10 protein-coding genes and 2 pseudogenes are annotated in these 14,965 nt (G+C 75.0%); 8 read left to right on the top strand and 4 right to left on the bottom strand.

The genetic code is table 11. The annotated features are described in order from the left end of the window. Positions 1–591: 591 nt before the first annotated feature. Positions 592–1,876 (top strand): annotated as a pseudogene (gene lysA / locus KCH_RS27840) (diaminopimelate decarboxylase). Between the two features lie 7 nt (positions 1,877–1,883). On the opposite strand, the gene KCH_RS27845 reads toward lysA, so the two are convergent. Further along, positions 1,884–2,753 carry a helix-turn-helix transcriptional regulator gene (locus tag KCH_RS27845; protein ID WP_035867507.1) on the bottom strand — a complete coding sequence of 290 codons (870 nt, stop codon included), beginning with the start codon at positions 2,751–2,753 and terminating at the stop codon, positions 1,884–1,886. Between the two features lie 139 nt (positions 2,754–2,892). Between KCH_RS27845 and KCH_RS27850 the strand changes: the two genes are divergently transcribed. The 6 genes and pseudogenes from KCH_RS27850 (at position 2,893) to KCH_RS46710 (ending at position 11,100) form a co-directional block, all read left to right on the top strand. Further along, the gene (locus KCH_RS27850) at positions 2,893–3,672 is read left to right on the top strand and encodes an NAD(P)H-dependent oxidoreductase (RefSeq protein WP_035867509.1); all 780 of its coding nucleotides are present in this window, start codon (positions 2,893–2,895) and stop codon (positions 3,670–3,672) included. Positions 3,673–3,883: 211 nt separating this feature from the next. After that, positions 3,884–6,277 (top strand): DUF6531 domain-containing protein, encoded by a 2,394-nt coding sequence (locus KCH_RS27855; protein ID WP_051653515.1) that lies wholly within the window; start codon positions 3,884–3,886, stop codon positions 6,275–6,277. Continuing rightward, positions 6,256–7,320: pseudogene (locus tag KCH_RS47375) on the top strand (RHS repeat-associated core domain-containing protein); the annotation flags it as partial. The gene KCH_RS27855 and the pseudogene KCH_RS47375, both read left to right, overlap by 22 nt. A 402-nt stretch (positions 7,321–7,722) precedes the next feature. Then, the gene (locus tag KCH_RS27860; protein WP_035867512.1) at positions 7,723–8,283 is read left to right on the top strand and encodes a hypothetical protein; all 561 of its coding nucleotides are present in this window, start codon (positions 7,723–7,725) and stop codon (positions 8,281–8,283) included. Between the two features lie 113 nt (positions 8,284–8,396). Continuing rightward, positions 8,397–10,592: an ATP-binding protein gene (locus KCH_RS46235; RefSeq protein WP_341865419.1), complete on the top strand. Its 2,196-nt coding sequence runs from the start codon at positions 8,397–8,399 to the stop codon at positions 10,590–10,592. Positions 10,593–10,914: 322 nt separating this feature from the next. Continuing rightward, entirely contained in the window at positions 10,915–11,100 is a 186-nt protein-coding gene (locus tag KCH_RS46710) for a helix-turn-helix domain-containing protein (protein WP_244305462.1), read from the top strand. Positions 11,101–11,107: 7 nt separating this feature from the next. Here the strand turns inward: KCH_RS46710 and KCH_RS27870 are convergent, their stop codons facing one another. Then, the gene (locus tag KCH_RS27870; RefSeq protein ID WP_035867514.1) at positions 11,108–11,938 is read right to left on the bottom strand and encodes an alpha/beta fold hydrolase; all 831 of its coding nucleotides are present in this window, start codon (positions 11,936–11,938) and stop codon (positions 11,108–11,110) included. A 186-nt stretch (positions 11,939–12,124) separates the two neighbouring features. On the opposite strand from KCH_RS27870, the gene KCH_RS27875 reads away from it, so the two are divergent. After that, complete coding sequence (locus KCH_RS27875) at positions 12,125–13,750, top strand: tannase/feruloyl esterase family alpha/beta hydrolase (protein ID WP_035867516.1); 1,626 nt, start codon at positions 12,125–12,127, stop codon at positions 13,748–13,750. Between the two features lie 60 nt (positions 13,751–13,810). On the opposite strand, the gene KCH_RS27880 is transcribed toward KCH_RS27875, so the two are convergent. Together KCH_RS27880 and KCH_RS27885 are read right to left on the bottom strand one after the other, a co-directional pair. After that, complete coding sequence (locus KCH_RS27880; RefSeq protein ID WP_035867517.1) at positions 13,811–13,990, bottom strand: hypothetical protein; 180 nt, start codon at positions 13,988–13,990, stop codon at positions 13,811–13,813. Beyond that, a partial coding sequence (locus tag KCH_RS27885; protein WP_063750192.1) for an alpha/beta fold hydrolase occupies positions 13,987–14,965 on the bottom strand: 979 nt, incomplete at its 5' end. The genes KCH_RS27885 and KCH_RS27880, both read right to left, overlap by 4 nt.

The raw sequence follows: 14,965 nt of genomic DNA on the forward strand, positions 1-14,965 counted from the left end.
CCGCCGGGGTGCCGTTCCCGGGCCGGCGGGCTGCTTCCCGGCCCGGTCGGCGGCCGGAGCCGGGCGGCCGTCAACGTCCCGTCAGGGCGGGCCCGATCCGTGTAGCCCCTGCGTCAAGGACCGGCGCGGACGGCCGGTGGCAGCGTGCACTGGAGGGGTGGCCGGAGCCCGCCCGAGGACTCCCGCCGTTCCACCCGAGAGGGAACACGCCATGGCCGACCTGAAGCTCGCCCCCGCGAAGCCCGCCGCCCGGCGGCCCCCACCCCGACCGGCACGCCGTACCGGCCCGAGGACGCGACGCCGCGCCGACCGCTGCGCGGCCCGCTCGCCGACGCCCGACCCGACGGGGGCCGGCCCGCCGACGCCCGGCCCGACGGCGCCGAGGACCTGCGGGTGCCCGCCGCCGGCCACTGCCGGTTCACCCTGCACTACGCGGACTGACGGCACGTCAGCACCGACCGTCCGCCCCACCCGACCCTCGTCCTCGTCCTCGCCCTCATCCTCCCGACCGGAGCAGGAGCACCCCGATGACCACCCTGTCCGCCCCGCCGCCCGCCGACCACCCCCACGCCCCCGGCCGCTCGGCAGCCCGTGGCCGCCTCCGCCGCGACCGGGCCCGACGGCGGGCCGACGGTCGGCGGCGTCGGCCTGCGGGAGGCTGCCGACCGCTTCGGCACCCCGCTGTACGTGCTCGACGAGACCGAGGTCCGGCTGCGCGCCCGGGCCTACCGCCGTGCGCTGCCGAACGCCGACGTGCTGTACGCGGCGAAGGCGTTCCTGTGCACCGCGATGGCCGACTGGATCGCCGACGAGGGACTGGGCCTCGACGTCTGCTCGGCCGGCGAACTGCGCCTGGCCGCCGCCGCCGGGTTCCCGCCCGAGCGGATGCTGCTGCACGGCAACGCCAAGACCCCGGACGAGCTGCGGCTGGCCGCCGGCTGCGGGTCGGCCGGATCGTCGTCGACAACCTCGCCGAGATCCCGCGGCTGGCCGCCCTCGCCGCGGCCGGGTCCCCGCAGCGCGTGCTGGTGCGGGTGCTGCCGGGCGTCGCCGCCGGACACCACCGGGCGGTCCGCACCGGCGTCGACGGACAGAAGTTCGGCTTCTCGATCGCCACCGGCGAGGCCGCCGAGGCGGTCCGCCGGATCCTCGGCCGGCCCGACCTCCGGCTGACCGGCCTGCACTGCCACCTCGGCTCGCAGATCACCGACACCGCCCCCTACCTGGCCGCCGTCGACCGCCTGGTCGAACTGCTCGCCCTGATCCGCGACCGGCACAGCGTCGAACTGCCCGAACTCGACCTCGGCGGCGGCCACGCCGTCCGCTACCTGCCCGGCGACCCGGAACTCGACCCCGGCCGCTTCGCCGCCGACACCACCGCCCACCTGGCCGCCCGCTGCGCCGAACACGGCCTGGCCGTACCGAGGTTGACGGTGGAACCGGGACGGGCGATCGCCGCCCCGGCGGCGGTCGCCGTCTACCGCGTGCTGTCGGTGAAGCACACCGCCGACGGGCGGGCGTTCGCCGCGGTCGACGGCGGCATGAGCGACAACCCGCGGCCCGCGCTCTACGGCTCCGCCTACACGGTGCGCGCGGTCGGCCGGGCGGAGGGCGCGGGACCGACCAGGCCGTTCGACGTCGTCGGCTGCCACTGCGAGGCCGGCGACGTGCTGGCCGGGACGCGCCGCTGCCCGCCGACCTGCGGCCCGGCGACCTGCTGGCCGTGCCCGCCGCCGGGGCGTACCAGCTGTCGATGGCCTCCGGCTACAACCTGGTGGGCCGCCCGGCGGTCGCCGCGGTCCGGGACGGCCGGATCCGGCTGCTGATCCGCCGGGAGACCGTCGACGACCTCCGCGCCCGCGAGGTCGGCCGCTGAACTCGGATCAGTCGGCGGGGCCGGCGTCCGCGTCCGTGAGGTGACTCGCCGTCAGGCCGTGCTCGGGGCCGGGCTCAGGGGCGAGACCGGCGAGCAGGCGCAGCCCGTCCTCGGTGGGGCTGCCGGGGGCGGCGGACAGCACCAGCAGTTCGACGCCGGACTCGTCCGGGAGCGAGAAGTTCTCCTGGTGCAGTTCCAGCAGGCCGACCAGCGGGTGCCGGTACGCCTTCCGCCCGTGGGTGCGGGCGCGGACGTCCGCCCGGGCCCAGAGGCGGCGGAAGCGCTCGCTGCCCATCGCCAACTCGCCGATCAGGGAGGCCAGTCGGGGATCGTCCGGGTACTTGCCGGCGGCCAGCCGCAGGTGGCCGACCACGTCCAGGGTGCAGTGCTCCCAGTCCGCGTACAGGCCCTGCTCGGACTCCTCCAGGAACAGGTGCCGGGCGACGTTCAGGCCCGGCATCGGGCGGCCGAACAGCAGGCCGGCCAGCCGGTTCGCGGCGAGCGCGTCCAGCCGGTGGTTCATGATCAGGGCGGGCGCGTCGGCGATCAGGCCGAGCACCCGCAGCAGCTCCGGCCGGACCCGGGTACTCGGTGTCCGCGCCCCGCGGCGGCGCTGCCGGGCCAGCCGGTCCAGGTGCTCGCGCTCGGTCCCGTCCAGGTCCAGCACCCGGGCGAGCGCGTCCAGCACCTGCTCGGACGGCTGCGTCGCGCGGCCCTGCTCCAGGCGCACGTAGTAGTCGACGCTCACCCCGGACAGGTGCGCCACCTCCTCGCGGCGCAGCCCCGCGACCCGGCGGCGGCTGTCGGTGGGGATGCCGACGGCGGCCGGGTCGACCCGGGAACGCCGGGTGCGCAGGAAGCCCGCGAGATCGTCCATGCCCTCCAGTATGTGCCCGGGCGGCCGTGGCGAGGGTGGCCCTGCCGATACCAGGAAGGCCGGTCCGACGGTCGAGGAGCCCCTGAACGGCGCGCGCCGCGGCGGCCAGGATCGGAGGCAACCGACCGAGGAGTACCCCGTGAAGACGCTGATCGTCCACGCCCACCCCGAGCCGAAGTCGCTCAACGGCTCGCTCAAGGACCTCGCCGTGTCCACCCTGGAGGAGGCCGGCCACCAGGTGCGGGTGAGCGACCTGTACGCGATGAACTGGAAGGCCGTCCTGGACGCCGCCGACTACGGGACCGCCGCCTCCGACCCGCTCAAGGTCGCCGCCGACTCCGGCCGGGCGTTCGAGGCCGGGACGCTCACCCCCGACGTCCTCGCCGAGCAGGAGAAGCTGCTCTGGGCGGACACGGTCATCTTCCAGTTCCCGCTGTGGTGGTACACCATGCCCGCCATCCTCAAGGGCTGGGTCGACCGGGTCTTCAGCTACCGCTTCGCCTACGGCGTCGGCGAGCACAGCGAGACCAAGTACGGCGAACGCTTCGGCGAAGGCACCCTGGCCGGGCGCCGCGCCCTCCTCTCCGTCACCGTCGGCGGCCCCGCCTCGCACTACGCCGCCCGCGGCATCAACGGCCCCATCGACGACCTGCTCTTCCCCATCCAGCACGGCATCCTCTACTACCCCGGCATCGAGGTCCTCCCGCCCTTCGTCGTCCACGGCGCCGACCGCCTCACCCCCGAGGACCACCCCGCCGTCGCCGAAGCCTGGCGCCACCGCCTCCGCACCCTCGAAACCACCGCCCCCATCCCCTACCGCCCCCAGAACCTCGGCGACTACGACCTCCCCTCCCTCCACCTCAAGCCCCACCTCGAACCCATCGGCACCACCGGCTTCTCCCTCCACGTCCGAACCTGACCGCCCGCCACCGGGCGGGGGCGTGACGCGGAACGTTTGCGCCCCGCTCCGGGGCGCGGGGGCTACGGTCGATGCGCGGGTGTACTCGGGGGCGGGTGCAGGAGGAGGGGCGAACTGCCCGGTGGGGCAGCGTCGTTCATGCCTGACCGGGCGGAGAGCGTGGCCACTCGCGGCGGGTGACGCAGTCGGAAATCACGGGGGTGGGTTTCGAATGAGCAACCAGATCGTCAAAGCCCTGGAGCACGGGGCGGCGAAGCTCGGCAAGACCCTGGCGGAGGATGCCGGGAAGGCGTTGAAGAACCTCTACCGGCATGCGGGCGACAACCTGAAGAAGGTCGCGAAGAACACCCGCGAGATCGAGGAGAAGCACGTCAAGGATCTGGAGAAGATCCTGAAGGGCGAGGGCAAGGGCGGTGTCCCGCACCCCCGTTCGGGCAGCGGTGGCCGCGGCGGCAAGCGCGGCGACTCCCACCCGAAGGGGCGCGGCCGCGACCAGGTCAAGAGCCCCCGCACGGAGGGCCGCGACCACGGATCGCGGAAGTGTCCGGGTGAGCCGGTCGACATCGCGACGGGGCGGATGTTCATCGACCAGGTGGACGCGTCGCTGCCCGGTTCGCTGCCGCTGGAGTTCACCCGGAGCTTCGAGTCGGGTCTGCTGACGGGTCGTTGGATGGGCCCGAAGTGGATCTGCCCCTTCGACGAGCGCCTGGAGACCGACGAGCAGGGCGTCGTCCACATCCGCGCGGACCGCATCACCCAGGCCTACCCCCGGCCCGACCCCGGCGACCCCGTGCACCCCGTCGCCGGCGCCGTCCGCGAACTCGACCTGGTGGACAGCCTGTTCACCGTCACCGACCCCGCCACCGGGCTGGTCCGGACCTTCACTCCCACCCCGGCCGGTGACGAGGCCCTGCTCACCGAAGTCCGCGACCGGCACGGCCGCCACTACACCCTCGAATACGACGAGGACGGCGTCCCGCTCTCCCTCACCCACTCCGGCGGCTACCGACTGCTCGTCACCGTCGACAACGACCGCATCACCGCCCTGCGCCTCGCCAACGCCTCGGACACCGGCGGCGACACCCTGCTGATGCGCTACAGCTACACCGACGGCCACCTCACCGCCGTCTACAACTCCAGCGGCAAGGCCATGCGCTTCACCAACGACGCCGCGGGCCGCCTCACCTCCTGGACCGACCGCAACAACTCCCAGTACCGCTACACGTACGACGCCCACGACCGCGTCACCGACGAAGGCGGCACCACCGGCGCCCTGCGCTTCACCTTCAGCTACGGCGACCCCGATCCCGCCACCGGCCTGCGCACCCACACCGAGACCAACGCCCTCGGCCACACCACCAGCTACCTGATCAACGACCACGCGCAGGTCGTCGCCGTCACCGACCCGCTCGGCCACACCACCGCCTACGAGCGCGACGACCACGACCGCCTGCTCGCCGAGACCGACCCGCTCGGCCGCACCACCCGCTACGAGTACGACGGCGCCGGAGACTTGATCGCCGTCACCCGCCCCGACGGCGAACAGGCCACCGCGCGGTACGTGGACGGGTACTCGCTCCCCGCACTGATCACCGAAGCCGGCGGCGCCACCTGGAGGCAGACCTACGACCCGACAGGGCTTCGCACCTCGCTCACCGATCCGCTCGGCGCCACCACCCACTACACCTACGACGAACGCGGCCACCTGGCCTCGGAGACCGACGCGCTCGGCCACCGCACGTCGATCCGGTGCGACGACGCCGGGCTGCCGATCGAGGTGACCGATGCCGCCGGTGCCACCACCCGCTACCGGCGGGACGGCTTCGGCCGGGTGACGACCGTCACCGATCCGCTCGGCGCCGTCACCACGCTGTCCTGGACGGTCGAAGGACGGCTCGCCTCGCGCACCGCTCCCGACGGCAGCAGCGAGTCGTGGACGTACGACGGTGAGGGCAACATGCTCACCCACACCGACCAGCTCGGCGGGATCAGCACCTTCGAGTACACGCACTTCGAGACCCTCGCCGCCCGCACCGGGCCCGACGGCAGCCGGATCACGTTCACCCACGACGCGCACATGCAGCTCGTCGCTGTCACCAACGCCCTGGGACAGAGCTGGAGTTACACCTACGACCAGGCCGGGCGGCTGGTCGAGGAGACCGACTTCCACCACCGGACCGTCGGCTACGCACTCGACGCCGCCGGGCAGGTCGTCGCACGGACCAACCCGCTGGGCCAGCGCTCGGAGTACGGGTACGACCTGCTCGGCCGGACCATCAGCAGGAGCAGCCAGGGCCGGACGACCACGTACTCCTACGACCGCGCCGGACATGTGGTCGGTGCCGCCGGGCCGGGGCGGAGGTGGCCCGCACCGTCGATGCGCTGGGCAACGTGCTCACCGAGAGCGTCAACGGCCGGATCCTCACCCACACCCGGGACGTGCTGGGACGCCGCACGGGCCGCACCACTCCGCAGGGGCACACCAGCAGGTGGAGCTACGACACGGCCGGGCGCTGGACCAGTCTCGCCACACCGAACGGAACCGTCGACTTCGGCTACGACCTGGCCGGCCAGGAGTTGTGGCGAACCGTCGGCGGGGAGGTGACCCTGTCGAGCAGTTGGGACAGCCGGCGCCGCCTCAGCGGTCAGACCCTGCGGAGCAGCCGGACGGTCCTTCAGCAGCGCGCGTACAGCTACCGCGCGGACGGCTGCCTCACCGGGGTGGAGGACCGGCTCAACGGGCGCCGGACCTTCGACATCGACGCGGTCGGGCGAGTGACGGCCGTCCGCGCCGCCAACTGGACCGAGACCTACGCCTACGACCCGGCCGGGAACATCACCAGCGCCGACTGGCCGGCCACCGAGGCGACCGGGGCGGCCCTGGGCACCCGCAGCTACGACGGCTCCCAGCTCACCGCAGCCGGGCGGATCCGCTACGAGTACGACGGCGCCGGCCGAATCGTCCTGCGGCAGAAGGTCCGGCTGTCCAGGAAGCCCGACACCTGGCGCTACACCTGGGACGCCGAGGACCGCCTCACCGAGGTCACCACCCCCGACGGCACCCGGTGGCGCTACGTCTACGACCCCTTCGGCCGGCGCATCGCGAAGCAGCGGCTCGACAGCACCGGAACCGCCGTGGCGGAACGGACGGACTTCACCTGGGACGGGCCGGTCCTCGCCGAACAGACCACCCGCGCCGCGGACTTGCCCGCCCCGCACACCCTCACCTGGGACCATCGGGGACTGCGCCCGATCGCGCAGAGCGAGAGCATCGCCACCGCCGCGGCCGTGGGCGACGGTACCCAGGAGCAGGTCGACCGGCGCTTCTTCGCCATCGTCACCGACCTGGTCGGCACCCCCACCGAGCTGGTCGACCCGGTCACCGGAACCATTGCCTGGCGTGCCGCCACCACCCTCTGGGGCAACACGAGTTGGCCCAGCAGCAGCACCACCTACACCCCGCTCCGCTTCCCCGGGCAGTACTTCGATCCCGAGACCCGGCTGCACTACAACCTGCACCGGTACTACGACCCGGAGACCGCCCGCTACGCGTCCCCCGACCCGCTGGGCCTCGCACCCGCGCCGAACCCCGACACCTACGTCCGCAACCCCCACGTCTGGACGGACCCGCTGGGGCTGTCCCCGCACCCCGGCGGCGGCGGACCGGACCCCGTCGAAGCGGGCGAGCAGATCGGCCGGGCCACCCGCGGCGTCCCCCGGGGAAGCGGCCAACTCTCGCACATCGCCAACGAGGTGACCGCACTCGGCTTCGACCAGAGAGGCGCCGCCGACGCCACCGACGCGGCCGCCCGCACCGCGTTCGGGTCGAGCGGCGGCGTGTGGATGGACCCGCTGCCCAACGGGAACCTCGCCGTCCTGCCGACCCAGTTCCAGGTCGGCGCCTGGTTCGAGGTCGACCCTGCGGGCACCGTCGTTCCACGCAGGGGTTCGATATCTTTGAACGGATTCGACCTGGTCCTGACTCCCCGTTAGCCGTCCGGCACCTGTGCCGACGCCGGCCACGGGACAACCGAGAGGAGGGCGCTGCCGATGTCGGCGGAGGTGCCCGGAATCATCGACTTCCAGCTGTACCTGCTCAACACGATGGATGCGCCCCGGGAGTTGCTGCACGGAGCCCTGACCGTGCTCCGCGTGGACGCCGCGACCGTGGACGGCCGGGCGGAACACGCGTCTCAGCTGCTCCGGCCCCGGCCGGGACTGGCACAGGAGTTGAGGGCCGTCCTCGCCACGGCAGGCACGCCGGGTTCCGCCGCGAGCGGGGCGGACGGCAGCGCCGGCCCGGCGTACTACTCCTTCGCGGCCTGGCCCGAGCTGCGCTTCCAGGTGGAATTCGACCCCTCCGGCTTCGCCCTGGCGCGGGCCGGGTTCGTCCGGGCCCGCGCCGGGTCGGCTCCGGCGGAGGTCGCGCCCTGGAAGTTCCTGACGGCCGATCTGGAGACGGGCTTCGACGAGGTCGAGGAGGTCGACGTCTGGGGGCACTACGAGACGTACACGGCCACGGACGCCGCCACCGGGGAGCGGTGCTTCCTCAGGTTCGGGTGGGGGCTGCTGCAGGAAGTGGGGCCGGTCCAGCCCGACGGCCGGGGCTGACGGGCAGTCAGGGCGGCCGTGGGCAGGGGGGACGGGGGTGGGCGGGTTCGTAGGATGGGGTGGAGCTCCTCCGGGAGGGTGTCGGGTCGGAGGGGTGCGGGGTGGAGCGCGGGATGCGGCAACTGGTGGGGCGGGCCCGGGAGTCGGGGGTGCTGGACGGGCTGCTCCGGGAGGTGCGGGACGGGCGCAGCCGGGTGCTGGTGGTGCGGGGCGAGGCGGGCGTCGGGAAGTCGGCGCTGCTGGACCGGCTGGCGGGGCAGGCCGCGCGGCTGCAGGTGGTGCGGGCGGCGGGTGTCGAGGCGGAGTCGGAGTTCGCCTACTCGGCGCTTCAGCGCCTGTGCGCCCCGCTGCTGCCGCACCTGGACCGGCTGCCGGAGGTGCAGCGGGACGCGCTCGGGGTGGCGTTCGGGCTGAGCGCCGGGAAGCCGCCCGAGATGCTGCTGGTCGGGATCGCGGTGCTGGGCCTGTTCGCGGAGGCGGCCGCCGTCTCGCCGCTGGTGTGCCTGGTCGACGACGCGCAGTGGCTGGATCTGATGTCGCTGCGGATCCTGGCGTTCGTCGGCCGCCGGCTGGACGCCGAGTCCGTCGCGCTGGTGTTCGCCGAGCGGGCCGCCGACGGCGCCGCGCAGGGGGAGTTCGCCGGCCTGCCGGAGCTCGCGCTGCGCGGCCTCGCCGACGCCGACGCCCGGGCGCTGCTCGACAGCGTGCTGCCGGGCCCGGTGGACGCCCGGGTGCGGGACCGGATCGTCGCCGAGACGGGCGGGAACCCGCTGGCGCTGCTGGAGCTGCCGCGCGGCCTGTCGCCCGCCGAGCTGGCGTTCGGCTTCGGCGGCCCGGGCGCCGGCCCGCTGGCGACCCGGCTGGAGGACGGCTTCCGGCGGCGGGTCGACGCGCTGCCGCCGGACACCCGCGCGCTGCTGCTGGTCGCGGCGGTCGAACCGGTCGGCGACGGCCCGCTGCTGTGGCACGCGCTGCGCCTGCTGGGCATCGGGCTGGAGGCGGCGGCGCCCGCCGAGGCCGCGGACCTGATCACGCTCGGCGCCACCATGCGGTTCCGGCATCCGCTGGTGCGTTCGGCGGTCTGGCGCGGCGCGGACGCCGCCGACCTGCGGGCGGCGCACCGCGCCCTCGCGGAGGCCACCGACCCGGAGCAGGCCCCGGACCGGCGGGCCTGGCACCAGGCGCACGCCGCGGTCGGCCCGGACGAGGAGGTCGCCGCCGCCCTCGAACGCTCCGCCGGCCGGGCCCTGGCGCGGGGCGGCCGGGCCGCCGCCGCGTGCTTCCTGGAGCGGGCCGCCGCGCTCACCCCCGCCCCGGGCGAGCGGGCCCGGCGGGCGCTGGCCGCCGCCGGGGCGCACCTGGCCGCGGGAGCGGCGACCCGGGTGCCGGACCTGGTGTCCGCCGCCGAACTCGGCCCGCTGGACCGGCTGGAGCGGGCCAACGCGCACCGGCTGCGCGCCAAGGCCTCGGCGATGACCGACCAGGGCCTCGGCGTGGTGCAGCCGCTGCTGGACGCGGCGGACCGGCTCCGCGAGCTCGACCCGGCCGCCGCCCGGGAGACCTACCTGGCGGCGTTCGGCGCGGCGATCTGGGCGGGCCGGCACGGCGACGGCGGACTGCGGCGGGTCGCCGACGCGGCCCGCGACCTGCCGCCCGGCGAGGAGACGGCCGGGGTGTTCCTGCACGCCCTGGTCACCTGGGCCACGGACGGCCCGGCCGCCGCCTTCCCGCTGCTGGCGCGGGCGCTGCGCGCCCTCACCGCGGACGGCGACCTGGCCGTGCTCTGGCCGGCCGCCAACGCCGCCGTCGAACTCGGCGACCTGGCGGCCTGGTTGGACATCACCGGCCGCGCGGTCGGGTTCGCCCGGACCACCGGCACGCTGTCGATCCTGTCCACGGCGCTGCCGTACCGGGCGGCCTCGCTCGGCTACGCGGGCCGCTTCCCGGAGGCCTGGGACGTGCTGGCGGAGGCCCCGGCCGTCGAGGAGGCCGCGGGCCTGGCGACCCGCACCGTCAGCACGGCGCTGCTCACCGCGTACCGGGGGCGGGAACGGCCGGCGCTGGACCTGATCGAGGCGATGGAGCGGGACGGCGAGCGGCGCGGCCTCGGCCGGCTCACCGCGATGGCGGCCTGCGCCCGCGCCGTGCTCCACAACGGCCTGGGCACCTACCCGCAGGCCGCCGAGGCGGCGCTGCGCGGCGTCCAGTACCGGGACCTGGTGGTGCACAACTGGACGTGCCTCGAACTGGTCGAGGCGGCGACCCGGGCCGGCGACCGGGCCGCGGCGGAGCTGGCCGCGAGCGGCTGACCGGCTGGGCGGCGGCCGGGACACCGTGGGCGCTCGGCGCGAAGGCCGTCGCCGACGCCCTGGCGGGGCCGCCCGAGCAGGCCGAGGACCGGCACCGGGAGGCCGTCGAGCAGTTCGCCCGCGGCGGACTCGGCGTGTTCGAGGCCCGGGCCCGGCTGCTGTACGGCGAGTGGCTGCGCCGCCAGAACCTGCGGTCCCGGGCCCGGGACGAACTGCGCGCCGCGCACGAGGCGTTCACCGGGATGGGCACCGAGGCGTTCGCGGAGCGGGCCCGCCGGGAACTGCTGGCCACCGGCGAGACCGTCCGCCGGCGCGCCCCGGCGTGCCCGTCCTCACCCCGCAGGAGGCGCAGATCGCCCGGCTCGCGGCCGGCGGCCACCCGAACGCGGAGATCGGCGCCCAGCTGTTCCTCAGTCCCCGCACGGTCGAGTGGCACCTGCGGAAGGTGTTCGCCAAGTTGGGCATCTCCTCCCGCCGCGAGATCGAGGGGGCGTTCGCCGAGCGCTGACCCGCCGTCAGCGGGTGGCGCGGGCCGCCTGTTCGACGACGTCGGCCACCAGGCCGGGGTGCGACACCGCGACGGAGTGCGAGGCGGCGACCTCGGTGGTGCGGGCGTGCGCGCGCCGCGCCATGAACCGCTGCGCCTCGGCCGGGATGTTCAGGTCCCGGGTGGTGACGATGTCCCAGCTGGGGACGGTCTGCCAGGCGGCCGCGGTGGCGGGCTCGGTCAGCGCGGCCTGCGCGATCGGCCGCTGGGCCGCCGCCGCCAGCGCGGCCTGCTCGGCGGGGACGTCGGCGGCGAACTGGGCGCGGAACCGGTCCTGACGGATGTACAGGTCGGTGCCGGTGCTGCCGTCGGCGTTGGTGAACGGCACCGGGTCGAGCGCGTCGGGCAGCGTCGATCCGGGGAACTGCTCGGTGAGCCCGAGCGCGGACTCGCCCGGCGCGGGCAGGAACGCGGCGACGTACACCAGGGCCCTGACCCGGGGCTCGCCGACGGCGGCGGCGCTGATCACCGAGCCGCCGTAGGAGTGCCCGACCAGCACCACCGGGCCCTGGACGTGGTCGATGACGCTGCGCAGCGCCGCGGCGTCGGCGGCGGGGCCGCGCAGCGGGTCGGCGGCGGCCACCACCGGGTAGCCGTCGTGGCGGAGCCGGGCGACGACGCCGTTCCAGCTGGAGGCGTCGGCGAACGCGCCGTGCTCCAGGACGACGGTCGGCTTCGGCCCGCGGTCGGCCGCGGCCGGGTCGGCGGACGCGGAGGCGGCGCCGGTGACGGCGAGGACCGCCCCGGCGGCGAGGGCGGCGGCGGTGAAGCGCCGGCGGCTGTGCTGGGCGGTGGACATGGCGGGCTCCTGGTGGTGAAGGACCGGACGGGGGAGGTCCTCACCCTCGCGCGCACCCCGGCCCGCCCGCTTCCGTCATCCGACTTCAGCCGGCCGGGACGCTGAGCGGACGTCAGTTGACTGATGTGCCAGAGGCGGCGGGCCGGTGACAGTGGGGTCGCACATTCCGAACCCGAGGAGAGACACATGGATCGACGGCTACTGAGGCTCGCTGCGGCGGCGTTCTCGCTGGCGGCGGCCGCGGCCGTCAACGCACCGGCGAGCGCCTCGTCCGGTCCGGCGGCTGCCGCCACCCTGACCGCCGCCGGGGCCGGCGCGTTCACCTGCGCCCCGCCCCGGCTGACGGCGCCGGAGGGCGCGGTGGTGGAGTCGGTGACGGCGACGGCCGTCGCGGCCGGCACCTTCCAGGTGCCCGGAACCCCGCCGCTGGGCGGCTACCCGGTCGCGGACGTGCCGGCGCACTGCGAGGTGACGGTCACGCTGACCCACCCCGGCGCCGCCGACCGGGCCCGGGTGCAGATCTGGCTGCCGGAGTCCGGCTGGAACGGGCGCTTCCGGGCCGAGGGCGGCGCCGCCTACGCCGCCGGGAACATCGGCGCGGTCGCCGCGGCCGTCAAGCAGGGCTACGCCACCGCGACCACCGACGCCGGCGTGGACACCGGAGGCCTGGACAGCAGTTGGGCGCTGGACCCGCAGGGCCGGATCGACCGGGCGCTGCTGCAGAACTTCGCGTCGCGCTCGGTGCACGAGGCGGCGGTGGTCGGCAAGCAGGTCGTCGGCGGCGTGTACGGGCGGGCTGCGTCCTACGCGTACTTCAACGGCTGCTCCACCGGCGGCCGGCAGGGCTACGTGGAGGCGCAGCGCTACCCGACCGACTTCGACGGCATCAACGCCGCCGCGCCCGGCATCAACTGGAACCAGTTCGAAGTGGCCACGCTGTGGCCGCAGGTGGTGATGAGTCAGGAGCACACCTACCCGACCGGGTGCGAGTTCGACGCGTTCAACCGGGCGGCGGTGAAGGCCTGCGACAAGCTCGACGGCCTCGCCGACGGGCTGGTCTCCGACCCGAACCGGTGCGACTTCGACCCGCGCCGGCTGATCGGCACCACGGTGGTGTGCGACGGCAAGGAGTACACCATCACCGGCGCCGACGCCGAGGTGGTCCGCAAGATCTGGGACGGCCCGCGCGACAGCCGCGGCAAGCGGCTCTGGTACGGGCTGCCGGTCGGCGCCGACTTCTCCTACCTGGCGGCCAGCTCCACCACGGACGGCGTCACCACCGGCGTGCCGTTCACCGTCCCCGCCCAGTGGGTCGCCCAGTTCGTGCAGAAGCAGCCCGGGTTCAGCTCGGCGAACCTGACGTACCCGCAGTTCGAGGAGATCTTCCGGAAGGCCCGCGCCGAGTACGACACCGTCATCGGCAGCCGGGACGCGGACCTCTCCGCGTTCCGCGACGCCGGTGGCAAGCTGCTCACCTGGCACGGCGACAGCGACCAGCTGATCCCCACCGCCGGCACCGTCGACTACCGCAAGCGGGTCGAGGCGCTGATGGGCGGCGCCAGGAAGGTCGACGACTTCTACCGGGTCTTCCTGGCCCCGGGCGTCGCGCACTGCGGCCTGAACGACGTCGACGACCTGGCCGCGCTGACCGCCTGGGTCGAGCACGGCAAGGCCCCGGACGTGCTGCACGCCACCCTGCCGACCGCCGACGGCCGGACCGTCGCCCGGGAGGTGTGCCGCTACCCGATGGTCTCCCGCTACACGCACGGCGACCCGGACGCGGCGAGCAGCTTCCGCTGCGTCAAGTCCTGATCCAGCGCGAAAGGTTCGGGTCCTCCCCCCGGAAGGGGGAGGACCCGAACCTTTCGCCGTTCAGAGGCCGAGATCGGCGGCCAGGCAGGAGAACCGGGCCGAGGCGCCGTCGGGGTCGTAGGCGGCGACCGGCCGGTCCGCCGGCGGCCGCTCCTCGACCGTGTCCGCGAGGGCGACCCGCTCCGGGAGCGCGCCGAACCGGGCTCGCCGCGCCTGCGCCGCCCGCTCGTCCGGGCTCACCTCCGGCCCGCCAGGCGGTCGGCGTCCACCACGGCCTGGGCGAACGCCGTCGGCGCCTCCTGCGGCGCGTTGTGGCCGATCCCGGCGAGCACCCGGTGCTCGTACGGGCCGGTGAAGAACCGCCGGTAGCCGGTGCCGTCGGTGGAGGCCAGGAACGGGTCCAGGGCCGGGTCCAGGGTGATGGCCGGCACCGTGACCGCCGGCCGGCCGGCGAGCTGCTGCTCGTACCGGTCGTAGCGCCGCTCGCCGTCGGCCAGGCCCAGCCTCCAGCGGTAGTTGTGGATCACGATGGCCGCGTAGTCCGGGTTCTCGAACGCGGCGGCGGTGCGCGCGAAGGTGGCGTCGTCGAAGTCCCAGGTGGGGGAGACCTCGTCCCAGACCAGCCGGCACAGGTCGCGCCGGTACTGCGGGTTCTCCATCGCGACCCGGCCCCGGTCGGTGGCGAAGTAGTACTGGTACCACCAGGTGTGCTCGGCCTTCGGCGGCAGCGGGTCGCGCTGCGAGGGCACGTTGGTGACCAGGTAGCCGCTCACCGACACCAGCGCCCGGACCCGCTCCGGCCACAGCGCCGCGATGATGTCGGCGGTCCGCGAACCCCAGTCGAAGCCCGCCAGCACCGCCTGACGGATCTTCAGGGCGTCCATCAGGGCGAGGACGTCGAGCGCGATCGCCGACTGCTGCGCGTTGCGGGCCGTGGTCGGCGACAGGAACGAGGTGGTGCCGTGGCCGCGCAGGTACGGCACGATCACCCGGTAGCCGGCGTCCGCGAGCAGCGGCGCCACGTCGACGAAGCTGTGGATGTCGTACGGCCAGCCGTGCAGGCAGACCACCGCCGGGCCGTGCTTCGGCCCGAGCTCCGCGTAGCCGACGTCGAGCACGCCCGCCTGCACCCGCCGCAGGTCCGCGAACCCGGTGTGGGTGCCCGGGGCGACGGCCGGCAGGACCGGGGCCGGGTGGTCCGCGCCCGCCGCGGAC

It is taken from the genome of Kitasatospora cheerisanensis KCTC 2395, assembly GCF_000696185.1.
In the GTDB taxonomy this organism is placed as follows: domain Bacteria; phylum Actinomycetota; class Actinomycetes; order Streptomycetales; family Streptomycetaceae; genus Kitasatospora; species Kitasatospora cheerisanensis.

Bases quoted from the DNA above. Each gene is read 5' to 3' on its own strand.
- KCH_RS27845 (WP_035867507.1), bottom strand. From the start codon at position 2,753: ATGGACGATCTCGCGGGCTTCCTGCGCACCCGGCGTTCCCGGGTCGAC.
- KCH_RS46235 (WP_341865419.1), top strand. From the start codon at position 8,397: ATGCGGCAACTGGTGGGGCGGGCCCGGGAGTCGGGGGTGCTGGACGGG.
- KCH_RS27855 (WP_051653515.1), top strand. From the start codon at position 3,884: ATGAGCAACCAGATCGTCAAAGCCCTGGAGCACGGGGCGGCGAAGCTC.
- KCH_RS27860 (WP_035867512.1), top strand. From the start codon at position 7,723: ATGTCGGCGGAGGTGCCCGGAATCATCGACTTCCAGCTGTACCTGCTC.
- KCH_RS27875 (WP_035867516.1), top strand. From the start codon at position 12,125: ATGGATCGACGGCTACTGAGGCTCGCTGCGGCGGCGTTCTCGCTGGCG.
- KCH_RS27870 (WP_035867514.1), bottom strand. From the start codon at position 11,938: ATGTCCACCGCCCAGCACAGCCGCCGGCGCTTCACCGCCGCCGCCCTC.